At 69.7% G+C, this 18,069-nt stretch carries 14 protein-coding genes; 4 read left to right on the forward strand and 10 right to left on the reverse strand.

The window, feature by feature from the left end:
* Window positions 1-3: 3 nt before the first annotated feature.
* Window positions 4-1,086, reverse strand: coding sequence for a glycosyltransferase family 4 protein (locus E4K62_RS04875; RefSeq protein WP_135064273.1), 1,083 nt, complete (start codon window positions 1,084-1,086; stop codon window positions 4-6).
* Between the two features lie 50 nt (window positions 1,087-1,136).
* Here E4K62_RS04875 and wecB point away from each other — a divergent pair, with 50 nt between their 5' ends.
* Window positions 1,137-2,204: a non-hydrolyzing UDP-N-acetylglucosamine 2-epimerase gene (wecB, locus tag E4K62_RS04880; RefSeq protein WP_135064276.1), complete on the forward strand. Its 1,068-nt coding sequence runs from the start codon at window positions 1,137-1,139 to the stop codon at window positions 2,202-2,204.
* A gap of 17 nt (window positions 2,205-2,221) precedes the next feature.
* Here the strand turns inward: wecB and E4K62_RS04885 are convergent, their stop codons facing one another.
* On the reverse strand, window positions 2,222-4,186 hold the full coding sequence (locus E4K62_RS04885) for a cell wall-binding repeat-containing protein (RefSeq protein WP_135064279.1): 1,965 nt from the start codon (window positions 4,184-4,186) through the stop codon (window positions 2,222-2,224).
* Window positions 4,187-4,318: 132 nt separating this feature from the next.
* Between E4K62_RS04885 and E4K62_RS04890 the strand changes: the two genes are divergently transcribed.
* The gene (locus tag E4K62_RS04890; RefSeq protein WP_135064282.1) at window positions 4,319-5,611 is read left to right on the forward strand and encodes a nucleotide sugar dehydrogenase; all 1,293 of its coding nucleotides are present in this window, start codon (window positions 4,319-4,321) and stop codon (window positions 5,609-5,611) included.
* Window position 5,612: 1 nt separating this feature from the next.
* On the opposite strand, the gene rfbD is transcribed toward E4K62_RS04890, so the two are convergent.
* Genes rfbD through E4K62_RS04910 form a run of 4 tightly spaced genes read right to left on the reverse strand, consistent with a single transcriptional unit; the run spans window position 5,613 to window position 9,537 of the window.
* A complete protein-coding gene (gene rfbD, locus E4K62_RS04895) occupies window positions 5,613-7,025 on the reverse strand; it encodes a dTDP-4-dehydrorhamnose reductase (protein ID WP_205805935.1) in 1,413 nt (470 codons plus the stop codon).
* A 2-nt stretch (window positions 7,026-7,027) separates the two neighbouring features.
* The gene (gene rfbB / locus E4K62_RS04900; RefSeq protein ID WP_135064286.1) at window positions 7,028-8,029 is read right to left on the reverse strand and encodes a dTDP-glucose 4,6-dehydratase; all 1,002 of its coding nucleotides are present in this window, start codon (window positions 8,027-8,029) and stop codon (window positions 7,028-7,030) included.
* Window positions 8,029-8,898, reverse strand: a complete 870-nt coding sequence (gene rfbA, locus E4K62_RS04905; RefSeq protein ID WP_135064289.1) for a glucose-1-phosphate thymidylyltransferase RfbA — start codon at window positions 8,896-8,898, stop codon at window positions 8,029-8,031. Before rfbA ends, rfbB begins: the two co-directional genes overlap by 1 nt.
* 12 nt (window positions 8,899-8,910) lie before the next feature.
* The gene (locus E4K62_RS04910; RefSeq protein WP_135064292.1) at window positions 8,911-9,537 is read right to left on the reverse strand and encodes a histidine phosphatase family protein; all 627 of its coding nucleotides are present in this window, start codon (window positions 9,535-9,537) and stop codon (window positions 8,911-8,913) included.
* On the opposite strand from E4K62_RS04910, the gene E4K62_RS04915 reads away from it, so the two are divergent.
* A complete protein-coding gene (locus tag E4K62_RS04915; protein ID WP_261799174.1) occupies window positions 9,521-10,528 on the forward strand; it encodes a decaprenyl-phosphate phosphoribosyltransferase in 1,008 nt (335 codons plus the stop codon). The genes E4K62_RS04910 and E4K62_RS04915 overlap by 17 nt on opposite strands.
* 4 nt (window positions 10,529-10,532) lie before the next feature.
* Here E4K62_RS04915 and E4K62_RS04920 read toward each other — a convergent pair whose 3' ends face one another.
* From E4K62_RS04920 to E4K62_RS04935, 4 genes are read right to left on the reverse strand one after another with little or no spacing between them, the layout of a single operon-like run.
* The gene (locus tag E4K62_RS04920) at window positions 10,533-11,501 is read right to left on the reverse strand and encodes a GDP-mannose 4,6-dehydratase (RefSeq protein WP_135064295.1); all 969 of its coding nucleotides are present in this window, start codon (window positions 11,499-11,501) and stop codon (window positions 10,533-10,535) included.
* A complete protein-coding gene (locus E4K62_RS04925; protein ID WP_135064297.1) occupies window positions 11,498-12,481 on the reverse strand; it encodes a GDP-mannose 4,6-dehydratase in 984 nt (327 codons plus the stop codon). The genes E4K62_RS04920 and E4K62_RS04925 overlap by 4 nt, the downstream gene beginning before the upstream one ends.
* A gap of 53 nt (window positions 12,482-12,534) precedes the next feature.
* Window positions 12,535-13,665, reverse strand: a complete 1,131-nt coding sequence (locus E4K62_RS04930) for a glycosyltransferase family 4 protein (RefSeq protein ID WP_135064300.1) — start codon at window positions 13,663-13,665, stop codon at window positions 12,535-12,537.
* 4 nt (window positions 13,666-13,669) lie between these two features.
* Entirely contained in the window at window positions 13,670-14,899 is a 1,230-nt protein-coding gene (locus E4K62_RS04935) for a lipopolysaccharide biosynthesis protein (RefSeq protein ID WP_135064303.1), read from the reverse strand.
* Between the two features lie 137 nt (window positions 14,900-15,036).
* Between E4K62_RS04935 and E4K62_RS04940 the strand changes: the two genes are divergently transcribed.
* Entirely contained in the window at window positions 15,037-18,051 is a 3,015-nt protein-coding gene (locus E4K62_RS04940) for an arabinosyltransferase domain-containing protein (RefSeq protein ID WP_167747739.1), read from the forward strand.
* The last annotated feature ends 18 nt before the right edge of the window (window positions 18,052-18,069 follow it).

An 18,069-nucleotide genomic window follows, 5' to 3' on the forward strand; every position in this document is an offset into this window, starting at 1 on the left:
GCGTCAGCGGGTGAGGTCGCTGTAGATCGCGGTGAGGAGTTCGCGCACGCGGCTGGGCGTGAACCGTCCATGTACGGTCGCCGCGATGTCCTCCGCCGACATGCGGGCGGTGCGCCGTGCGACGTCGGCCACCGCGTCGGCGTAGGCCGGCCCGGTCTGGTCGGTGACAAAGGCCGAGACGGCGGCATCCGCGTAGTCGACAGCACCGGTTGCCGCTCCGCTGACGATCGGTCGACCGTGTACCAGTGCCTCCGCGGTCACCACGCAGAAGTTGTCACCCTGCGTCGGGAGCAGGAAGATATCTGCGGCATCCAGCTCGGCGGCGACACCCTCTGCGGGGAGAGCGCCAGTGAGGGCGACGACATCCCCGAGCCCTTCATCCCTGATACGTGCGTCGAGGTGCTCCTGCAGGGGGCCTCGGCCGACCCATCGCAGGTGAACGTCCCGACCCCGGCGCCGCAGCTCTGCGACGGTGTCGAGGGCGATGTCCGGTCCCTTCCGCCGGATCAGCCCTCCCACAGCGACGAGGCGCAGAACTCCCGGTCGCCGCGGAGAGGCCACCGGGCGGGCGTCCGTCACAATGCACGGCACGATGTCGGTCGGTCCGTGGCGGTGCTTGCGAACCGCCGCGGCGAGTCGCTCGCACTCCGTCACGACGACGTCGGGGCGCCGCAGCACCGGCAGCAGCACCCGACGGATTGCCCTCTCGACGCGACTGAGCGTCTGGGGTGCGGTGATCCCCGACCAATGCTCGGTGTGAACCCACGGACCGGCGGATGGCCGACCGACCAGCCAGGGCAGCAGCAGGGGGAGAGCGTGGGTGTGCAGGACGTCGGCGTCCTGAGCGGCGAGGCGGACCTGGCGTCGCGTGCGCAGATGATCGAGGGGGTTCGCCCGCCGCATCGCGCGGCGGGCGATGCGGACGCCGGGGAGCGTCACCGGGTCGCCGGGCGCGTTGTTGGCGTCCAGATGCAGCACCCGGACCTCATGCTCGACCGCCAACGCTGCGGCTTCGCGGGCGACGAAGAGACCCGACTCCGGCTTCCCCGTCGTAGGGAACCACGGCGTGACGATGAGGATGCGCACCTCCCCACGATACCGGGCGCCACGCGGGACGACCCCTAGACTTGTTCCCCGTGAAGATCGTCAGCGTCGTGGGCGCGCGCCCGCAGTTCGTCAAGCTCGCCCCCATCCACCATGCTGCGCAGGCTTCAGGCGTCGACCATGTCATCGTGCACACGGGCCAGCACTACGATCCGATGCTGTCGGACGTGTTCTTCGAGGACCTGGGGATCGCTTCGCCCGATGTTCACCTAGGCGTCGGCAGTGGGTCGCACGGTGTGCAGACCGGCGCGATGCTCGCCGCTCTCGACGCGGTCTTCGACGCCCAGCAGCCGGACTGGGTCCTTGTGTACGGCGACACGAACTCGACAGTTGCGGCGGCCCTCTCCGCCGTCAAGATGCACCTGCCAGTCGCGCATCTGGAAGCGGGGCTGCGCAGCTTCAACAGGCGGATGCCGGAGGAACACAACCGCGTGATGACCGACCACGTGGCTGACCTCCTCCTCGCCCCCACGCAGGTCGCCGTCGATCATCTCGCCTCGGAGGGCCTGGCACCGCGGACGGTGCTCGTCGGTGATGTGATGACCGACGTTCTCTTCCAGGTGCGTGATCAGGTCGCCGGCCGTCCTTCGCCGCTCGCCGCCGAACTCGGGTTGTCTGCAGGGGCATACTACGTCGCGACGATCCACCGTGCTGAGAACACCGACGACCCGATTCGCCTTGCCGAAGTGGCGTCCGCGCTTGCGGGGCTCGACAAGCCCGTCGTCCTTCTCGCCCACCCGCGCGTGGTCGCGAAGGCCGCGGCCCACGGAATCGCGCTCACGCAGGGGGCGTTGGTCGCGCACTCGCCGCTGGCCTACCCCGACCTCATCGCGTCGGCACTGCACAGCGCGGGGGTTGTCACGGACTCTGGTGGTCTGCAGAAGGAGGCGTTTCTGCTGCGGGTGCCTTGTACCACGGTGCGCACCGAGACGGAGTGGGTGGAGACGGTGGAGCTCGGGTGGAATGTCCTCGCCGGCACCGCCGAGGAGGTTGCCGCCGGCGTGCAGCGGGCCCGTCCGACCGACACCGACGCCGCCCCGTACGGTGACGGCCGGGCAGCGGAGCGCGTCGTGGACGAGCTCCTGCGTCACGCCGGCTAGGAAGCCCGCGCGACGCTTCACTCGGCGACGAAGCCGAGAGGATCCGGCTCGAAGTGCTCCTCCCGCAACCGAGCGTTCTGGCTCCAGTCGCGGCGCAGCAGGTCGGACCAGTCAGTGAAACGGGTGTCACCGGTCAGGCGGGCGAGGGTATCCAGCTGCCAAGAGTGGATCAGGTGATAGCGCCAGTTCTGCCATGCGGGGGAGCGGCATTCGGGAGCCCAGCAGTAATACGAGACCTGACCGGGGATACGGATCTTCGGCATGACGGTGAGCACTGAGGTCGCCGCGCCGTCGAGATACCGTCGGGCTGTGCGGTCTCCGGTCAGTTTCCAGTAGTCGTACACGCCGAACAGAGCGAAGATGTGCCCATTGAGGACCCGCAGCGGCGGCAGGTTGCCTGCGTACTCCTCGAACCACAGAAGGTTCTGATCAGTGACCGTCGTCCAGGGCTCAGCAGCAGACCGAGGCTGCTGCAGCCCCGCCCAGGTGTGATCGGCGGCAGCCCGCCAGCCCGTGTCGCCGGTCTCTTCGAAGAGGCGCACGAACAGGCTCAGTGCCTCGCCCTGACTCATCGCCGACCACCAGGGAGCCTTCAGCGTCTGCCCGTTCGCGTTGCGCCAGTCGAAGAGATATGGGAAGTGCCACGCGTCGCCACGGTCCGTGTGGATCTCCACGAGGCGCTGCGCGTGTCGGAGCGCCCTGTCCAGCCACACTGTGTTGCCGGTGTTCTGGTATTCGAGCAGCGCCGACAATCCATATTGCGCATATGCGACGGGGTGGTCTGCCCGCGTACCTCCCGGCCCGAAATTCATCACCCGCAGCCCCGTTGCATCCAGCACGATGCCCGGGTCGTGGACGTTGACCGGCGGCCGGTCCAGGTAGGGCGCCTCGGTCGTCGTGGAGAACGTCCAGTGGGTCGTCGCCCAGGAGGGGGGCGGGGGAGCGGTGTCACCGCAGCTCGTGTTCCGAGCTGCAGCGTCGGAGACCACCGCGATTCCGCCGACGACGACGCGCGGCACGGTGCTGGCAGCGGCGATGGCGGTGCGCGGGGCGAGGGGCACGCATGTGGCGCGGGAGAGATACAGGGCGGCACCGGTCTGGGCTGCCACCGCGGCTGCTGCGAGCGCGTCGGGGAAGTCCTGCCCCGTGGTGACGAAGATCGTCGCGGGTTCGCTTGCTCGGAACGCCGCTGTAATAGCCGCTGCGGTGTCATAGCGTGTCGCGCCTCCGTAGCGGCGGACCGAGAAACCGGCGGTTCGCAACTCCTGCTCGATCCCGATGCTTACGGCGCCGTGACCCCCGGCGAGCCAGATAGTCCGGGCCCCGCTGTCTTCGATGAGCCGCATGGTGGCAGTGTCGAGCGTGGCTTTGTCACCGTCCACGAGCAGGGCGGGGATCTTGCGTGACCCAGCCGCAGCGCCCGCCGCCAGGGCATCGGCGTACCCGCGCCCGGTGGCCAGAATCATCTCGGTGCTCGAGGAGAAGAAGCGGCTCACTATCGTCCGTGACGTTTCGTACCTGTTAGTTCCGTGAATGCGTTCGACGGGAGCGATGGTCGCGAGCTTTGCGCTGACGCTCTCCGACACCACCGTCGGTCCGCCCAGAACGTAGATGGTATTCGGGGCGAGACGTCGGATTTCCGCCATCACCGTGTCTTGTATCCATGAGGAGGGCGTCAACAACACGGGTCCGCCGATGCTGCCTGCCGCGGCGGCCGCACTCAGCGCGTCGGGGAAGTCTGCCCCGGTGGCGACGAAGACCGCGTTCTGGCCTGGCGCCAGGCGTTTGCTGAGCTCCACGGCGGTCTCGTACCTGCTCTGCCCGGCCGCGCGGGTGACCGTCGCGCTCGTTGCTGCGCTCGCAACGGTGGTCTCTTCGATCGGTTGCTGAGCGGAGGCGGCGGCGGGTGGCGCGCTGAGCAGACCCACGGCGAGGGCCAGCACCGTGGCGGCGGCGGCGGAGCGTAGTGGGACGAGACGCATGACGACTCCTTCGGCGTCGCGGGCGGGGTGCGTTCACACGCTACCGGTCGCGGACGCCCGGCCCGCATCTGTCGCGTCGTGTTGCCTGTCGCACCGCGGAACGACCCCAAGCCACACACCTAAACTGGATCCATGCGCATCGCCGTCGTGGCCCTCGGAAAGATCGGGCTCCCGCTCGCCGTCCAGTTCGCCGATTCCGGCCATGAGGTCATCGGCGTGGACGTGAACGCGACCACCGTCGCGGAGATCAACGCCGCGCGCGAGCCGTTCCCCGGAGAGGCGCACCTCCAGGAGAAGCTGACCGAGCTCGTCCCCGCCGGTCGCCTGCGGGCGACGACGGACTACGCCGACGCGATCCCCGGTGCCGACGCCGTCGTGCTCGTGGTGCCGCTGTTCGTGGACGACGCGACGTGGGACCCGGATTTCGCGTGGATGGATGCTGCCACGCGTTCGCTGGCGCAGCACCTCACCCCGGGCACCCTGGTCTCGTATGAGACGACCCTGCCGGTGGGCACGACGCGCAACCGCTGGAAGCCGATGCTCGAAGAGGGCTCCGGGCTCACCGAGGGCACCGACTTCCATCTCGTGTTCTCGCCCGAGCGTGTGCTCACCGGCCGCGTGTTCGCGGACCTGCGCAAGTACCCGAAGCTCATCGGCGGTCTCTCGGATGCCGGTGCGCAGCGCGCACGGGAGTTCTACGAGGCCGTCCTCCAGTTCGACGACCGAGTCGACCTGCCCCGCCCGAACGGGGTGTGGGATCTGGGAAGTGCGGAAGCAGCCGAGATGGCCAAGCTCGCCGAGACCACGTACCGTGACGTCAACATCGGGCTCGCCAACCAGTTCGGCCTCTTCGCGGCCGAGCACGGCATCGACGTCTACCAGGTCATCGAGGCGTGCAATTCCCAGCCCTACAGTCACATCCACCGCCCGGGGATCGCCGTGGGCGGACACTGCATCCCGGTCTACCCGCGCCTGTACCTCTCGACGGACCCCGGCGCCGACATCGTCCGCACGGCCCGGCTCCTGAACGCCTCGATGCCGGAGCGGCTGGTCTCCCGGGCCGCTGACCTGCTCGGGTCCCTCGACGGCCTCACCGCGGTGGTGCTGGGGGCGGCGTACCGGGGAGGAGTGAAGGAGACCGCATTCTCCGGCGTGTTCCCGACGGTGCAGGCGCTCGCCGAGCGCGGCGCTCAGGTGCGCGTCCACGACCCGCTTTACAGCGACGACGAACTGCGCGCGATGGGGCTGGAGCCCTACCACGTGGGCGACTCCGCCGACCTCGCCATCCTCCAGACCGACCATGCGCAGTACCGCGCACTCTCGGCTGCCGACCTCCCGGGCATCCGGCTCCTGGTCGACGGACGCAACGCGACCGACCCGGCCGCGTGGGCGGGCACTCCCCGCGTCGTCGTGGGCGTCGGCTGACCTACCGCGCGAGGTAGGCGGCCAGCGCCGTCGAGCCGGGTGAGGGACGGAATCCCGTCGCCTCGATCCGGCTCAGTTCGAGGACGCTGTTGCGCGGGCGCGGTGCGACGGGAGCCGTGGCGTTCGCGAAGTACTCCTCGGTGGACACACCGGTCACCCGACGGGGGTCGTGTCCGGTGAGAGCGAAGACGCGGCGCGCGATCTGCGCCCACGACTCCGGGTCGCCGGACGCGGTGAGGTTGTAGGTTCCGTGGGCCGGCCGCGTGGTGAGGAGATGGCGGATGCCGCGGGCCAGATCGTCGGTGAAGGTCAGGCGCCCGATCTGGTCGTCGACGACGCGCGGGTCCACGCCCTTCTCGGCCAGAGCCGCCATCGTGCGCACGAAGTTGCCCCCTTCGCCGATGACCCAGCTGGTGCGGAGGATGTAGTGGCGGGGGGCCGTGGCGACGATGGCGTCGCCGGCGGCCTTGGTCTGCCCGTAGACCCCGAGCGGCGCTACCGCATCGTCCTCGGTGTAGGGGGCCGCCTTCGTACCGTCGAAGACGTAGTCGCTGGAGACGTGGACGAGGGTGATCCCGTTCGCCGTCGCGATCCGGGCGAGGTTCGCCACGGCTGTCACGTTCGCCGCCCATGCTTCGGCGCGACCTTCGGGGGTCTCGGCCTTGTCGACGGCGGTGTAGGCGGCGGCGTTGATGATCGTGGCGTAGTCGCGCCACCGCCGCGCGGTGTCCAGGTCGGCTGCGGTCAGATCGAGGTCGTCGCGGGTGGCGTACTCGATGTGCGGGTGGTCCCCGAACTCCGCCCGCAGCGCGCGCCCGAGCTGGCCGTTCGCGCCGGTGATCAGCATCCTCGGGGGGGGCATCGGCGTGACGTCGGCGAGGCGCGGGTGATTCTTGTCCTTCTCGCTGATCTGCACCTGATCCAGTGGAATGGGCCACACGATGGCCGACGTCTCGTCGGCGAGGTTGAGGAACGTGTACTCCGCGGTGGGGGACCAGTGGTCGTTGACGAGATACGTGTACGCGGTGTTCGGCTCGAGGGTCTGGTACGAGTTGCCGACGCCACGGGGGACGAAGATCGCCCGGGAGGGATCCAGCTCGGTCGTGAACACCGCTCCGAAGGTCGGGCCTTCACGCAGGTCGACCCACGCTCCGAAGATGCGGCCGGTGGCGACGGAGACGTATTTGTCCCACGGCTCGGCGTGGATGCCGCGGGTGGTGCCGACCTCGTCGTTGAAGGAGATGTTGTTCTGCACGGGCCCGAAATCCGGCAGTCCGGCGGCGACCATCTTCTCGCGCTGCCAGTTCTCCTTGAACCAGCCGCGCGCGTCGCCGTGGACGGGCAGGTCGTAGACCACCAGCCCCGGAATGGGGGTGGTGGTAGCGGTGAGGGGTTTGCCGAACTCGATCCCCACGGTCACTGGCCCTTGGCGGCGTAGAAGGCTTCGACGCCGTCCTTGGCCGGCGCCCACCAGTCCTCGTGGGCGCGGTACCAGTCGATCGTGGCCGCCAGACCCGCGTCGAAGTCGCGGTAGCGGGGCTGCCATCCGAGTTCGGTGCGCAGCTTGGTGGAGTCGATCGCGTAGCGCAGGTCGTGGCCGGCGCGGTCGGTGACGTGGTCGTACGCGTCGGCGGGCTGGCCCATGAGAGTGAGGATGAGTTCGACGACGGTCTTGTTGTCCTTCTCGCCGTCGGCACCGATGAGGTAGGTCTGTCCGATCTCGCCCTTGTCGAGGATCGTCAGGACGGCGGAGGAGTGGTCGTCGGCGTGGATCCAGTCGCGGACGTTCTCGCCAGCGCCGTAGAGCTTGGGGCGGATGCCGCGGATGACGTTCGTGATCTGGCGGGGGATGAACTTCTCCACGTGCTGATACGGCCCGTAGTTGTTGGAGCAGTTGCTGATCGTCGCCTGCACCCCGAACGAGCGCACCCACGCCCGCACCAGCAGGTCGGAGCCGGCCTTGGTCGAGGAGTACGGCGACGACGGGTTGTACGGCGTGGACTCGGTGAAGCGGGCGGGGTCGTCCAGTTCCAGATCGCCGTAGACCTCGTCGGTGGAGATGTGGTGAAAGCGGGTGCCGTGCCGGCGGGCGGCTTCCAGCAGCGTGTAGGTGCCGACGATGTTGGTGTCCAGGAACGGCCGCGGGTCGTTCAGGGAGTTGTCGTTGTGGGATTCGGCGGCGTAATGCACGACGGCATCCACCCGCCCGAACAGGTCGTCCACGAGCGCGGCGTCGGCGATGTCGCCGACGACCAGCTCCACCCGGTCCTCAGGCAGCCCGGCCAAAGACGCCCGGTTGCCGGCGTAGGTGAGCTTGTCCAGCACGACCACCTCGTCATCGGTGTGCTGGACGACGTGGTGCACGAAGTTGGAGCCGATGAACCCGGCTCCACCGGTCACGAGCAGACGACGACCCATCAGCGGCCCCTCTCCAGCAGTTCCAGCAGGTACGTGCCGTACCCCGACTTCACGAGCTTCTCCGCGCGGGAGCGGAGCTCCTCGTCGGAGAGGAATCCCTGCCGCCAGCCGACCTCTTCGGGAACACCGATCCGCATCCCCGTGCGCCGCTCCATCGTCCGGACGTAATCGGCGGCATCCGTCATCTGGTCGAACGTGCCGGTGTCCAGCCATGCCGTGCCGCGGGGGAGCACCTCCACCTGAAGCCGGCCGGCTTCCAGGTATGCCCGGTTGACGTCGGTGATCTCGTACTCGCCGCGGGCGGAGGGGGCGAGACCGCGCGCAATCTCGACGACGTCGTTGTCGTAGAAGTACAGACCCGGCACCGCGTAATTCGACTTCGGCCGCGCGGGTTTCTCCTCCAACGAGATCGCCCGGCCCGCGTCGTCGAAGTCCACCACGCCGTACGCGGACGGCTCGGCGACCCAGTACGCGAACACCGCGCCGCCCTCGACGTCGGTGTAGCGCGCCAGCTGCGTGCCCAGGCCCGGCCCATACAGCAGGTTGTCACCCAGGACGAGGGCGACCTTGTCGTCGCCGATGAAGTCGGCCCCGATCGTGAACGCCTGCGCCAGGCCGTTCGGTGACGGCTGCTGCGCGAAGGTCAGGTTCACCCCGAACTGCGACCCATCGCCCAGCAGACGCTCGAAGAACGGCGCATCGTGCGGCGTGGTGATCACGAGGATGTCGCGGATGCCCGCGAGCATGAGCGTGGACAGCGGGTAGTAGACCATCGGCTTGTCGTACACCGGGATCAGCTGCTTCGAAACGCCCAGCGTGATCGGGTGCAACCGAGTACCCGAACCGCCCGCAAGAATGATGCCCTTCACCGCATCATCGTCTCACGCAGCGGGAGGGCACCAGTAACCGACCTCCGTGAGGCGGTCGTCCCGCATCTGGAACGAGGTGATGCTGGAGAGAGCGCACCGTCGACGTCGGGGGTCGTGCGCGAGACGCCGTCCCGTGGCCACGCGGTGGGTGATCCAGATCGGGAGTTGATGCGAGACCATCACCACGTCACCTTCCCCTGGAACAGCGAACGCGTTCTGCAGCTCGCGGCCCATGCGTACGGCGACGTCTGCGAACGGCTCGCCCCAGGAGGGTCTGAACGGATTGACCAGGTATCGCCACGCCGAGGGGCGGGCCAGGATCGACAGGCTGACGTCGTATGCCTTGCCTTCGAGCAGACTCGTGGCCTCCAGCAGGCCGACCCGCTCCTGGGGTGACAGGGCGAACGCGTGAGCGATCGGGTCCGCGGACTGCTTCGCCCTCAACAAGGGAGAGGTGAACAGGGCCGCGATCGGCCGGTGCCGGCCGGCCAGTTCCTCGGCGGCGAGGGCCGCGAGGTGGCGGCCGCGGTCGGTGAGCGGGAAACCCTCCAGGCGCCCATAGACGACGCCCCCCGGGTTGTCCACTTCCCCATGCCGGACGAGGTGAACCTGCCGGTCGGACGTGCTGCGCGTAACCATCGCCTCGACGATACCGGGGAGCGCGCGGCCCGGACGCTACGCTGATCCACACCCGACTTTGCAGGAGCAGCCCATTTCCGATCCCGACCTCCTCGCGGACGAGCCACCCCGGCGAGTCGCCACCGTCTTCGCTGGAATCGTGCGGACGGCGCGCCCGCGCCAGTGGCTGAAGAACCTTCTGGTGCTCGCCGCGCCGCTGGCAGCCGGCGTGCTCGTGGACGGCGGCAGCCTGTGGCGCATCGCGGTCGCCTTCGCGTCCTTCTGTCTGGCCGCATCCGGGGTCTACCTTCTCAACGACGCCCTGGACGTCCACGCGGATCGTGAGCACCCGACCAAGCGGATGCGTCCGATCGCGGCGGGCATCGTGCCGATCCGGCTGGCGTACGCGGTCGCGATCGCGCTCATGGCGCTGGCGGTGGCCGCCGCCGCCCTCGTGGGCTGGCCGCTGGCGGTCGTCGTGGGTGTATACCTGCTCCTGCAGGTCGCCTACTGCGTCTGGCTCAAGCACGTCGCCGTGATCGACATCGTGATCGTCTCCTCCGGGTTCCTGCTGCGCGCCATCGCCGGCGGCGTCGCGGTGGGCGTGCCGTTGTCGCACTGGTTCCTGCTCGTCGCCGCATTCGGCTCGATGCTGATGGTGGGCGGCAAGAGGTACGCCGAGCTCGTCGGCGCGCATGACGGGGCGAGGTCGCGGCGGTCGTTGAAGCAGTACACCGATACCTACCTGCGATTCGTCTGGCAGTCCGCGGCGACGATCGTGATCCTGGTCTACGGCATGTGGGCGGTCACCGGCGGGCAGTACGGAACGAACACGCTGCTCGCCTACACGCTGGTGCCGTTCGTCATCGCGATCCTCCGCTACTGCCAGCACATCGACGCCGGTGACGCGGAAGCACCCGAGGACATCGCCCTGCATGACCGCCTGCTCCAGGTGCTCGCGCTCGTGTGGGTGCTGACACTCGTGGCGGTGCTCTACCTACCCCTGGGCTGAGGGGTCAGCGGGCCGGATCGGCCTGGTCGATGAGTGCGAGATCGTGTGCCACCATCCGCTGGACCAGGCCGTCGAAGTCCACCGTCGGGCTCCAGCCGAGACGCGAACGGATGCGGGACGCGTCCCCGACCATCTCGGCGACGTCGGCGGGCCGGACGAAGCGCGGGTCGGAGACGATCAGTCCGTCCGTCGCGGAGACTCCGGCCGCGCGCAGCGCCGCTTCGGCGAAGTCCGCGACCGAGTGCGAGCGACCTGACGCGACGATGAAGTCATCCGGCTCCTCCGCATCGGCGATGGTCAGGAGGGCCTCGACATAGTCCGGAGCCCACCCCCAATCGCGGCGTGCGTCGAGCGCGCCGAGGGTGAGGTGGTCCTGCAGGCCGCGCGCGATGCGCGCGGCTCCCGCGGTGATCTTCCGGGTGACGAACGTCTCCGGCCGCCGCGGTGATTCGTGGTTGTAGAGGATGGCCGTCGATGCGAACGACCCGCGGCCGCGCCAGAGAGAGACGAGCTGATGCGCAGCGGCCTTGGAGACGCCGTAGGGTGTCACGGGTCGGATGGCGGTGGCCTCCGTCTGGGGCGACTCAGCCGCGTTGCCGAAGATCTCCGAACTGCTGGCCAGGACCAGGCGCGCACCCTCCGCCGACGCCATGCTCTCCAGGAGGGCCGCGGTGGAGACGGTGTTGACCGCCATGGTCTCGGCCGGCCGCTCCCACGATGCCGCGACGGAGGAGACCGCTCCGAGGTGGAAGATGTACTGCGGCGAGGCGTCGCGGACGACCCGCCGGAGCGCCTCCGCATCGTCCAGCGCGGCCGTGCGGGGTCGGACCTGGGCGGGCAGCCCGGCGGTCAGCTCATCGCCGGGGCGCGTGACGGCGGTGACCGATGCGTCCCGCTCGAGGAGCCGCTCGAGGAGGTAGGAGCCGTCCTGTCCGGTCGCGCCGGTGACGAGAACGCGGGCCCCGGGGTTCATCGGGCCTCGGCGGCAGCGTCTCGGAGATCGGCTTCGACCATCATGGCCACGAGTTCCCGGAAGCCGACTTTCGGCGCCCATCCGAGCACCTCACGCGCTTTGGCCGCGTCGCCGACGAGCAGATCGACCTCGGCCGGGCGCATGAACTCCTGCGACTGCTGCACGTGGGGCTCCCAGTCCGCGATGCCGGCCGCATCGAACGCCGCATCCAGCAGCTCGCGGATGGAGTGGGTCTCTCCGGTCGACACCACGTAATCGTCGCCATGGGGCTGCTGCAGCATGAGCCACATCGCCTCCACGTAGTCGCCGGCGAATCCCCAGTCACGCTGTGCGTCCAGATTGCCCATCACGAGCGTGTCCTGCAGCCCGTGCGCGATCCTGGCGACGGCGCGTGTCACCTTGCGCGTGACGAACTCGGGCCCGCGCCGCGGCGACTCGTGGTTGAACAGGATTCCGCTGGAGGCGTGCATGCCGTACGACTCGCGGTAGTTGATGGTCATGTAGTGGCCGAAGACCTTCGCCACGCCGTACGGCGACCGCGGCCACAGCAGCGTGCTCTCGCGCTGGGGGACCTCCTGCACCTTGCCGAACATCTCCGACGACGATGCCTGGTAGAACCGAACCGACGACGGATCATCGCCCGCGTACAGCCGCGTGGCCTCCAGGATGTTCAGCACCCCCTTGCCGGTCACATCGGTGGTCAGCGCCGCGTTCTCCCAGGAGTAGGCGACGAAGGAGATCGCTCCGAGGTTGTACACCTCGTCCGGCTGCGCCTCGGACAGGACCCGGACCAGGCTCGAGACGTCGGTCAGGTCGCCGGTGACCAGGCGCACGTCGGGAACGGTGCGCCGCACGAGCTCGATCTTCGGGTTGTTCTGCCCGCGGATCAGGCCGTAGACGGTGTAGCCCTTCGAGATGAGCAGCTCGGCGAGGTACAGGCCGTCCTGTCCCGTGATGCCGGTGATGAGCGCGCGAGGCATGGCGTCCGCTTTCCGATGGGAACCGCCGTCCGGTGCGACGGCGCTTAAGCACCCTACCGGGTGGCCCTCTCCGCTTCTTCGAGCACCTCGTCGATGAGCTCCTGGTAGCGCTGGACGCCCCTCTCGTTGGCGAAGAGCGCCCGCGCGCGCTCCGGTCCGTCCGCGGGCAGAGCGAGCGTGGGCAGCTTCCGCAGCGCTGCGGTGATCGCCGCGGAGTCACGCGGCGGCACGATGGTTCCGAAGCCGGTCTCCTGCACGGGGGTGCGCACGCCGGGCATGTCGGTCACCAGGGCCGGCACTCCGGCCATCATCGCCTCGACCTGGACGATCCCGAACGCCTCGAAGGAGTTCACGGACGTCAGCGCGAAGGTGTCGAGGGACGCGTAGAAGTCTGGAAGGTCCTCGTCCGCGAGGAAGCCCAGCATGCGGATCCGCTCGTCGCGGCCGATCGCCTCGCGCACGCGCTCGATGACCGACCCGCCGGCGATGTTGGCGAAGTCGCCTGCGATGAGCAGCCGCGCCTCGGGGTCGGCGAGCGCGGTGAACCCGCGGACCAGGTATTCGATGCCCTTCTCCTCCACGATGCGTCCGAGGAAGCCGACGTGCAGCCCGTCGCCCTCCCGGAACCGTCCCGTTCCGCCGCGGCGATCGTGGCATCCCGGGGGGATGACGAGCTGATTGCGCGCGAGAGCGCGCGACACCCGCGAATGCGCCGCGTAATCCGAACTGGAGACGATCACGGCCCGGGAGTTGCCCGCCGCCGCCGTCGTCGAGGCATCCATGGCCCGCGACTGGAGACGGCCGGGCAGGGAGGGCGGCATCGCGATGTCGCACTGGTACGTGAAGAGGACGGGCGTCCCTGCCCGCCGGGCTCCGGCGGCGATGGGTCCGGCTTCCAGCATCGGCGCGTGGATGTTGACCACATCCGCCGTCCGTGCGGCTCGGATCACCGCGGGCACGAGGCCCGGCGCGATCACGCCTTTGCCCAGGCGGACCCGAACGGGGAATCGGCGGACACGGACGCCGTTGATCGTCTCGGACCGGGGGAGTGAGCGGTCGTGCTGCGTGGTGAGGACGAGCACGTCATGCCCTCGCGCCGCCAGCCCCTCGGCCACATCGCGCGCGACATTGGTCAGGCCGCTGACATACGGGGCGTAGTAGTTGAGCGTGATCAGGATGCGCATCCGGTCATCCTCTCGTGAGATGCGTGCGAAGAGACAGCGCGCTGCCCACCAGCGCGGCGAGGGACGACAGCAGGAGCGCGATCGAGCAGGCGAGCTCGATCGGGAGGAAGGTCCCGGCGGCCACGACCGTCACCACCGCCGCCCCCAGAGCGCCCGACCAGGCGGCGAGGGCCAGGCGGTGGCGACCGGCGGCGATCACCGCCTGGGTGAAGACGATGAGGCCGGCCATGCACACCACGCCCGCCACGAGGATCCCGAGGTCCAGCGGGGGCAGGGCGCGGCCGGGACCGAAGATGAGCTCCACCGCCCATGGTCCGGCCAGGTACCCCACCACCGCGCCCGCGGCAGCCAGACCGGTGACACCCAGCACGAGGGTGCGGATCGCCGCCAGCAGCCGGACGGTCTGCCCTTCGCGGAGCATGACGGTGAAGGGCGGCACGAGCATCGCCTGAACCGGTGTGATGAGGAACAGGGGCAGCCGCGCGAGCGTGAAGCTCGCCTGGAACGCGCCGGCGGCCCCGACCGGCCCCAGGGCGAAGACGATCAGCGGGGCGGCGTTGGCCAGCACCTGTGACGAGAGGGCCTGGGGCAGGAGCGTGAGCATGGGGCGCGCGAAGGACTCGCCACCGACCGGGTCCGGGCCGAACGGCGCGCCGCGCGGATAGACGGCGACGTGGGCGATCGCGATGGCCAGTGCCACGGCGACCATGAACAGGGCCGCGCGTGCAGGCTGACCGATCGCCGCCACGGCGATCCCCGCGGCCAGCACCACTCGCAGCGCCGCGTCCACGACCAGAGCGAGGGCGAACGTCACCTGGCGCCCGAAGGCGAGGAGCAGACCGCGCGTGACGTACTGCAGCGGTGAGACCACGGCGACTGCCGCAAGCCCCACGAGGACGGGGATGGACACCGGGTTCTGCGGGAAGGGGAGGGCGGCCGCGACGCACGCGATGACGACCGCCGCCCCTGCGAGAACCCACGACGTGCGCCAGGCGGCGGCGGCGGTCCGGCGTGAGAGGGTGCCGTGGCGCGCCGCCAGCAGCTGCTCGGCGGGGAGGAAGGCGCCGAACCCCACGATGAGAGCCAGGGACCAGAACACCGAGAACTCGTCGAACTCCGCGGCCGGCAGCGACCGCGAGATGATCGCGAGGAGGACGTAGGTGAGCACACCGGCGACGACCGTGCAGGCCAGCGCGATGCCGGCGACCTGCGGGGGAGACGGTGGCTTCGGCACCGGGAAAGGGTATCGGGCCGACACCGGCCGCGCGGATCGGGTTCTCAGCGGATGCCTGCGACAATGGGGCGGCTGCACCTGCGACCGTCGTGTCTGCTCGGCTGCCCCAGATCCGCACTCGAGAGATTCGGATGTCCGTGAGATCCCTGAACCTAGTCGCGCGGCGGCGTGGCGCCGCCCTCCTGGTCGCCTCGCTCGTGGCGATCGTGGCGGGCTTCGCCCTCGCGCTCGCGCCGGTGCTGCAGAGCAAAGTCGAGGTGCGCTGGCCGCAGGCCTCCGACGACGTCCGGTCTACTGCGCTCCTTCTGGCCAACCTCACCCCGCACGCCGTCGACGTGGAGTTCGACGGGGCCGCGCTGGAGGCGGCCGCCGACGGTGGCGGCCTGCTGCTGTCCACGGTCCGCACCGACCGACCCGCCGCCCGAGCGGCGGGCCTGGTCCTGGAGACGGACGGGGCGACTCTCACGGTCACCCTGCGCCAGAGCGCGCAGACCGTGGTGATCGAGCCGGGATCGTGGCACCTGCGCTCGAGCATCGAAGGGATGACGCTGGAGCGCGACGGGGAGCCGGTGCTGTCCTGGCAGAGTGAGGTGCCCCCGGAGATCGACGGCCTGCTCACCGATGTGCAGGAGCTCCCCACCGGTGCCGTGTTCCAGGCGACGGTTCAGGTGCTCGACGACAACAACACCGTCGCCTCCCCGCTCAAGCTCCTCATCCTCGTGGTCGCCGCGCTGGCACTCATCGCCGTGGCCGTGCTGCTGATCCGTGACGATCGCGCGCGGCCGCTTCCACGTGCGGCCCGTCGGCGTCGGGACGACGGCGAGGGGCGGTGGGTGCGGGTCGCCGTCGCGGCCGTCGACGTCGCGGTCGTGGGGGCGCTCGTGCTGTGGGTGTTCATCGGGCCGATGACCGCCGACGACGGCTATTACGCGGTGATGGCGCGCAACAACTCCGATGCCGGCTACGTCGGCATGTACTACCAGATCTTCAATCAGACCTTCGTCCCCTTCGTGTGGTACTGGCAGTTCCTCGATCTGTGGCAGACGGTGTCCGTCAGCGCGGTCTGGCTGCGGATCCCCTCACTCATCGCCGCCGTGGGCGGGTGGATGCTGATCCGGTACTACGTCAGGCGCCATCTGGAGGTCGCCGGAGCCGTCCGCGCCGGGTTCCTCGCCGTCGCGGGCATGGTCACCGTCCTGTGGTGGTGTGCCTTCGCGATCGGTGTCCGCCCCGAGGCGGTCGCGGCCGTCGGGGCGATGGCCGTCCTGGTGCTGGTCGTGACCTCGGTACGCACCGGCCGCGCGTTCCCCGCCTTCGTGGCCGCCGCGGTGGGGGCATTGAGCTTCGCGGCTCACCCGACCGGGGTCGTCGCGTTCGGCCCGCTGCTGGTGGGGATCGTTCCCCTGTGGCGTGCGCTGTCCGGCGACGGATGGCGGGCGGGAGCCCGCCGCACGCTGGCCATCATCAGCGGCGGGGCGTTCGCCCTCATCGCCGCTTTCCACGACGGCGCGCTGTTCGAAGCGATCAACGGGCAGCGCCGCTTCGCCGCGGTCGAGACACCGCTGGATTGGACCGACGAACTCGGTCGGTACGGTCTGCTGCTGGAGAACGGGCCCCAGGGAACATATGTCAAGCGAGCGGTGGTGCTCGTCGCGCTCGTCCTCGTGCTGTGGTTCCTCATCGCGTGGGCGTGGGATCTGCGAGCGCGGACGAGACTGATCGGCGACGCCGCCTCCCTCATGGGGTGGACCTTCGCCGTCGGGTTCGTGCTCATCTGGATCACCACCAGCAAGTGGTCGCATCACTTCGGAGCCATGGCAGTCATCGGGGCGGGGTTCGTCGCCTGGATGCTGACGGTCCTCCCGGCACGCGTCCTGGCGGCACTGCCCACCGCCCGTCAGCGGTGGCTCCTCGCATCGATCTTCGCCGCCTCCCTCCTCCCACCCGTGCTGCTGGCGCTGGAGGGCCCTCAGAACTGGTTCTCCTGGAACGCCCACCTGTCGGATTGGGGGCAGGCTCCGGGTGTCGGCCCGGTCGTGTTCGCCCAGCCCGCACTGTGGGTCGGTGTGGTCGTCGTCAGCGTGGGAGTCCTGCTCGCGCTGTCGCGGGTGCGGCGCACGCCGGTCCGCCTGCCGATCCTCGCCGCGGCGGTCCCCGTGACCTGTTTCGCCCTCATCGGGGTCTACATGTTCGGGACCTTCGGCATCGCGGCGGCGCGGGGATGGGACGACTTCTCGACCTCCGCGGCGAACGTCCGCGATCCGCTGGCGCGCGACTGCCTGCTCGAGGAGGCGATCACGACGTGGGATGCGGCCGGCGGTGTGGTCGCGCCCGCCGTCGACACGCAGGCCGGCGCGCCGGAGGGCATCCCCGAGCGCCTGCCCGACGGCACGCCGACCGAGCCGATTCTGGCGACCGGCTCATCGGTGTGGACGAGCCTGCAGGACGGCGTCCCGTCCGTGGGCTCGCACGAGTCCGGCTGGTTCGATGTGCCCCCCCTCGCCGACGGGGAGCAGCTGGTCGTCGCCGTCGCCGGGCACCTGACGCGGGACGCATCGACGAAGCTCACCCTGGAGCGACGGGACGGATCCGGCGAGATCACGACGGCACCCCTCACCGATGAGGTCGACCGTCATGGCTGGCGCACTCTGCTGCTCTCGCCGCTGATCGCAGAAGACACCGAGGAGATCCGGCTCGTCGCCCAGACCAGGACGGAGCTGCCCGGACAGTGGCTTGCGGTGAGCGATCCGCTGGTGGCCCCCGCGCGGAGTTTCGCGCAGGTGTTCCCTCCCGGAACGCCGGTCTCGGTCCACTGGCTGATGTCGTTCTGGTTCGCGTGCACGACGCCCCCGGCCATCTCGAACGGGATCGTCGAGCCGCCGGCAGGGGCCACGTCGTGGGGCGACTTCGCGTGGGACATGAACCCCTGGTCGCCGGGGCGGGGCGGTATCCTCGCCGGCGCTTCCCGCCTGGCCGACATCCGCACGCTCGCAGGAGACATGGACGGCTTCGGCGCGGCGTGGGGGCGCGTGCAGGTGTTCGACTATCCGGTCGCCGAGGCGGCCTACGAACTTCGCACCGACCGTGTCCTGACTCCGGGCTGGCGAAGCGCCTTCCCGGAAGCGTCCCAACTGGTGGTGGCGGAGCGGTGAGCGTGATGGGGAAGGGAT

It is taken from the genome of Microbacterium wangchenii (assembly GCF_004564355.1).
Classification (GTDB): domain Bacteria; phylum Actinomycetota; class Actinomycetes; order Actinomycetales; family Microbacteriaceae; genus Microbacterium; species Microbacterium wangchenii.

Coding starts and splice junctions, on each gene's coding strand:
- E4K62_RS04885 (WP_135064279.1), bottom strand. CDS start 4,186: ATGCGTCTCGTCCCACTACGCTCCGCCGCCGCCGCCACGGTGCTGGCC.
- E4K62_RS04890 (WP_135064282.1), top strand. CDS start 4,319: ATGCGCATCGCCGTCGTGGCCCTCGGAAAGATCGGGCTCCCGCTCGCC.
- rfbB (WP_135064286.1), bottom strand. CDS start 8,029: ATGGGTCGTCGTCTGCTCGTGACCGGTGGAGCCGGGTTCATCGGCTCC.
- E4K62_RS04910 (WP_135064292.1), bottom strand. CDS start 9,537: ATGGTTACGCGCAGCACGTCCGACCGGCAGGTTCACCTCGTCCGGCAT.
- E4K62_RS04920 (WP_135064295.1), bottom strand. CDS start 11,501: ATGAACCCCGGGGCCCGCGTTCTCGTCACCGGCGCGACCGGACAGGAC.
- E4K62_RS04925 (WP_135064297.1), bottom strand. CDS start 12,481: ATGCCTCGCGCGCTCATCACCGGCATCACGGGACAGGACGGCCTGTAC.
- E4K62_RS04930 (WP_135064300.1), bottom strand. CDS start 13,665: ATGCGCATCCTGATCACGCTCAACTACTACGCCCCGTATGTCAGCGGC.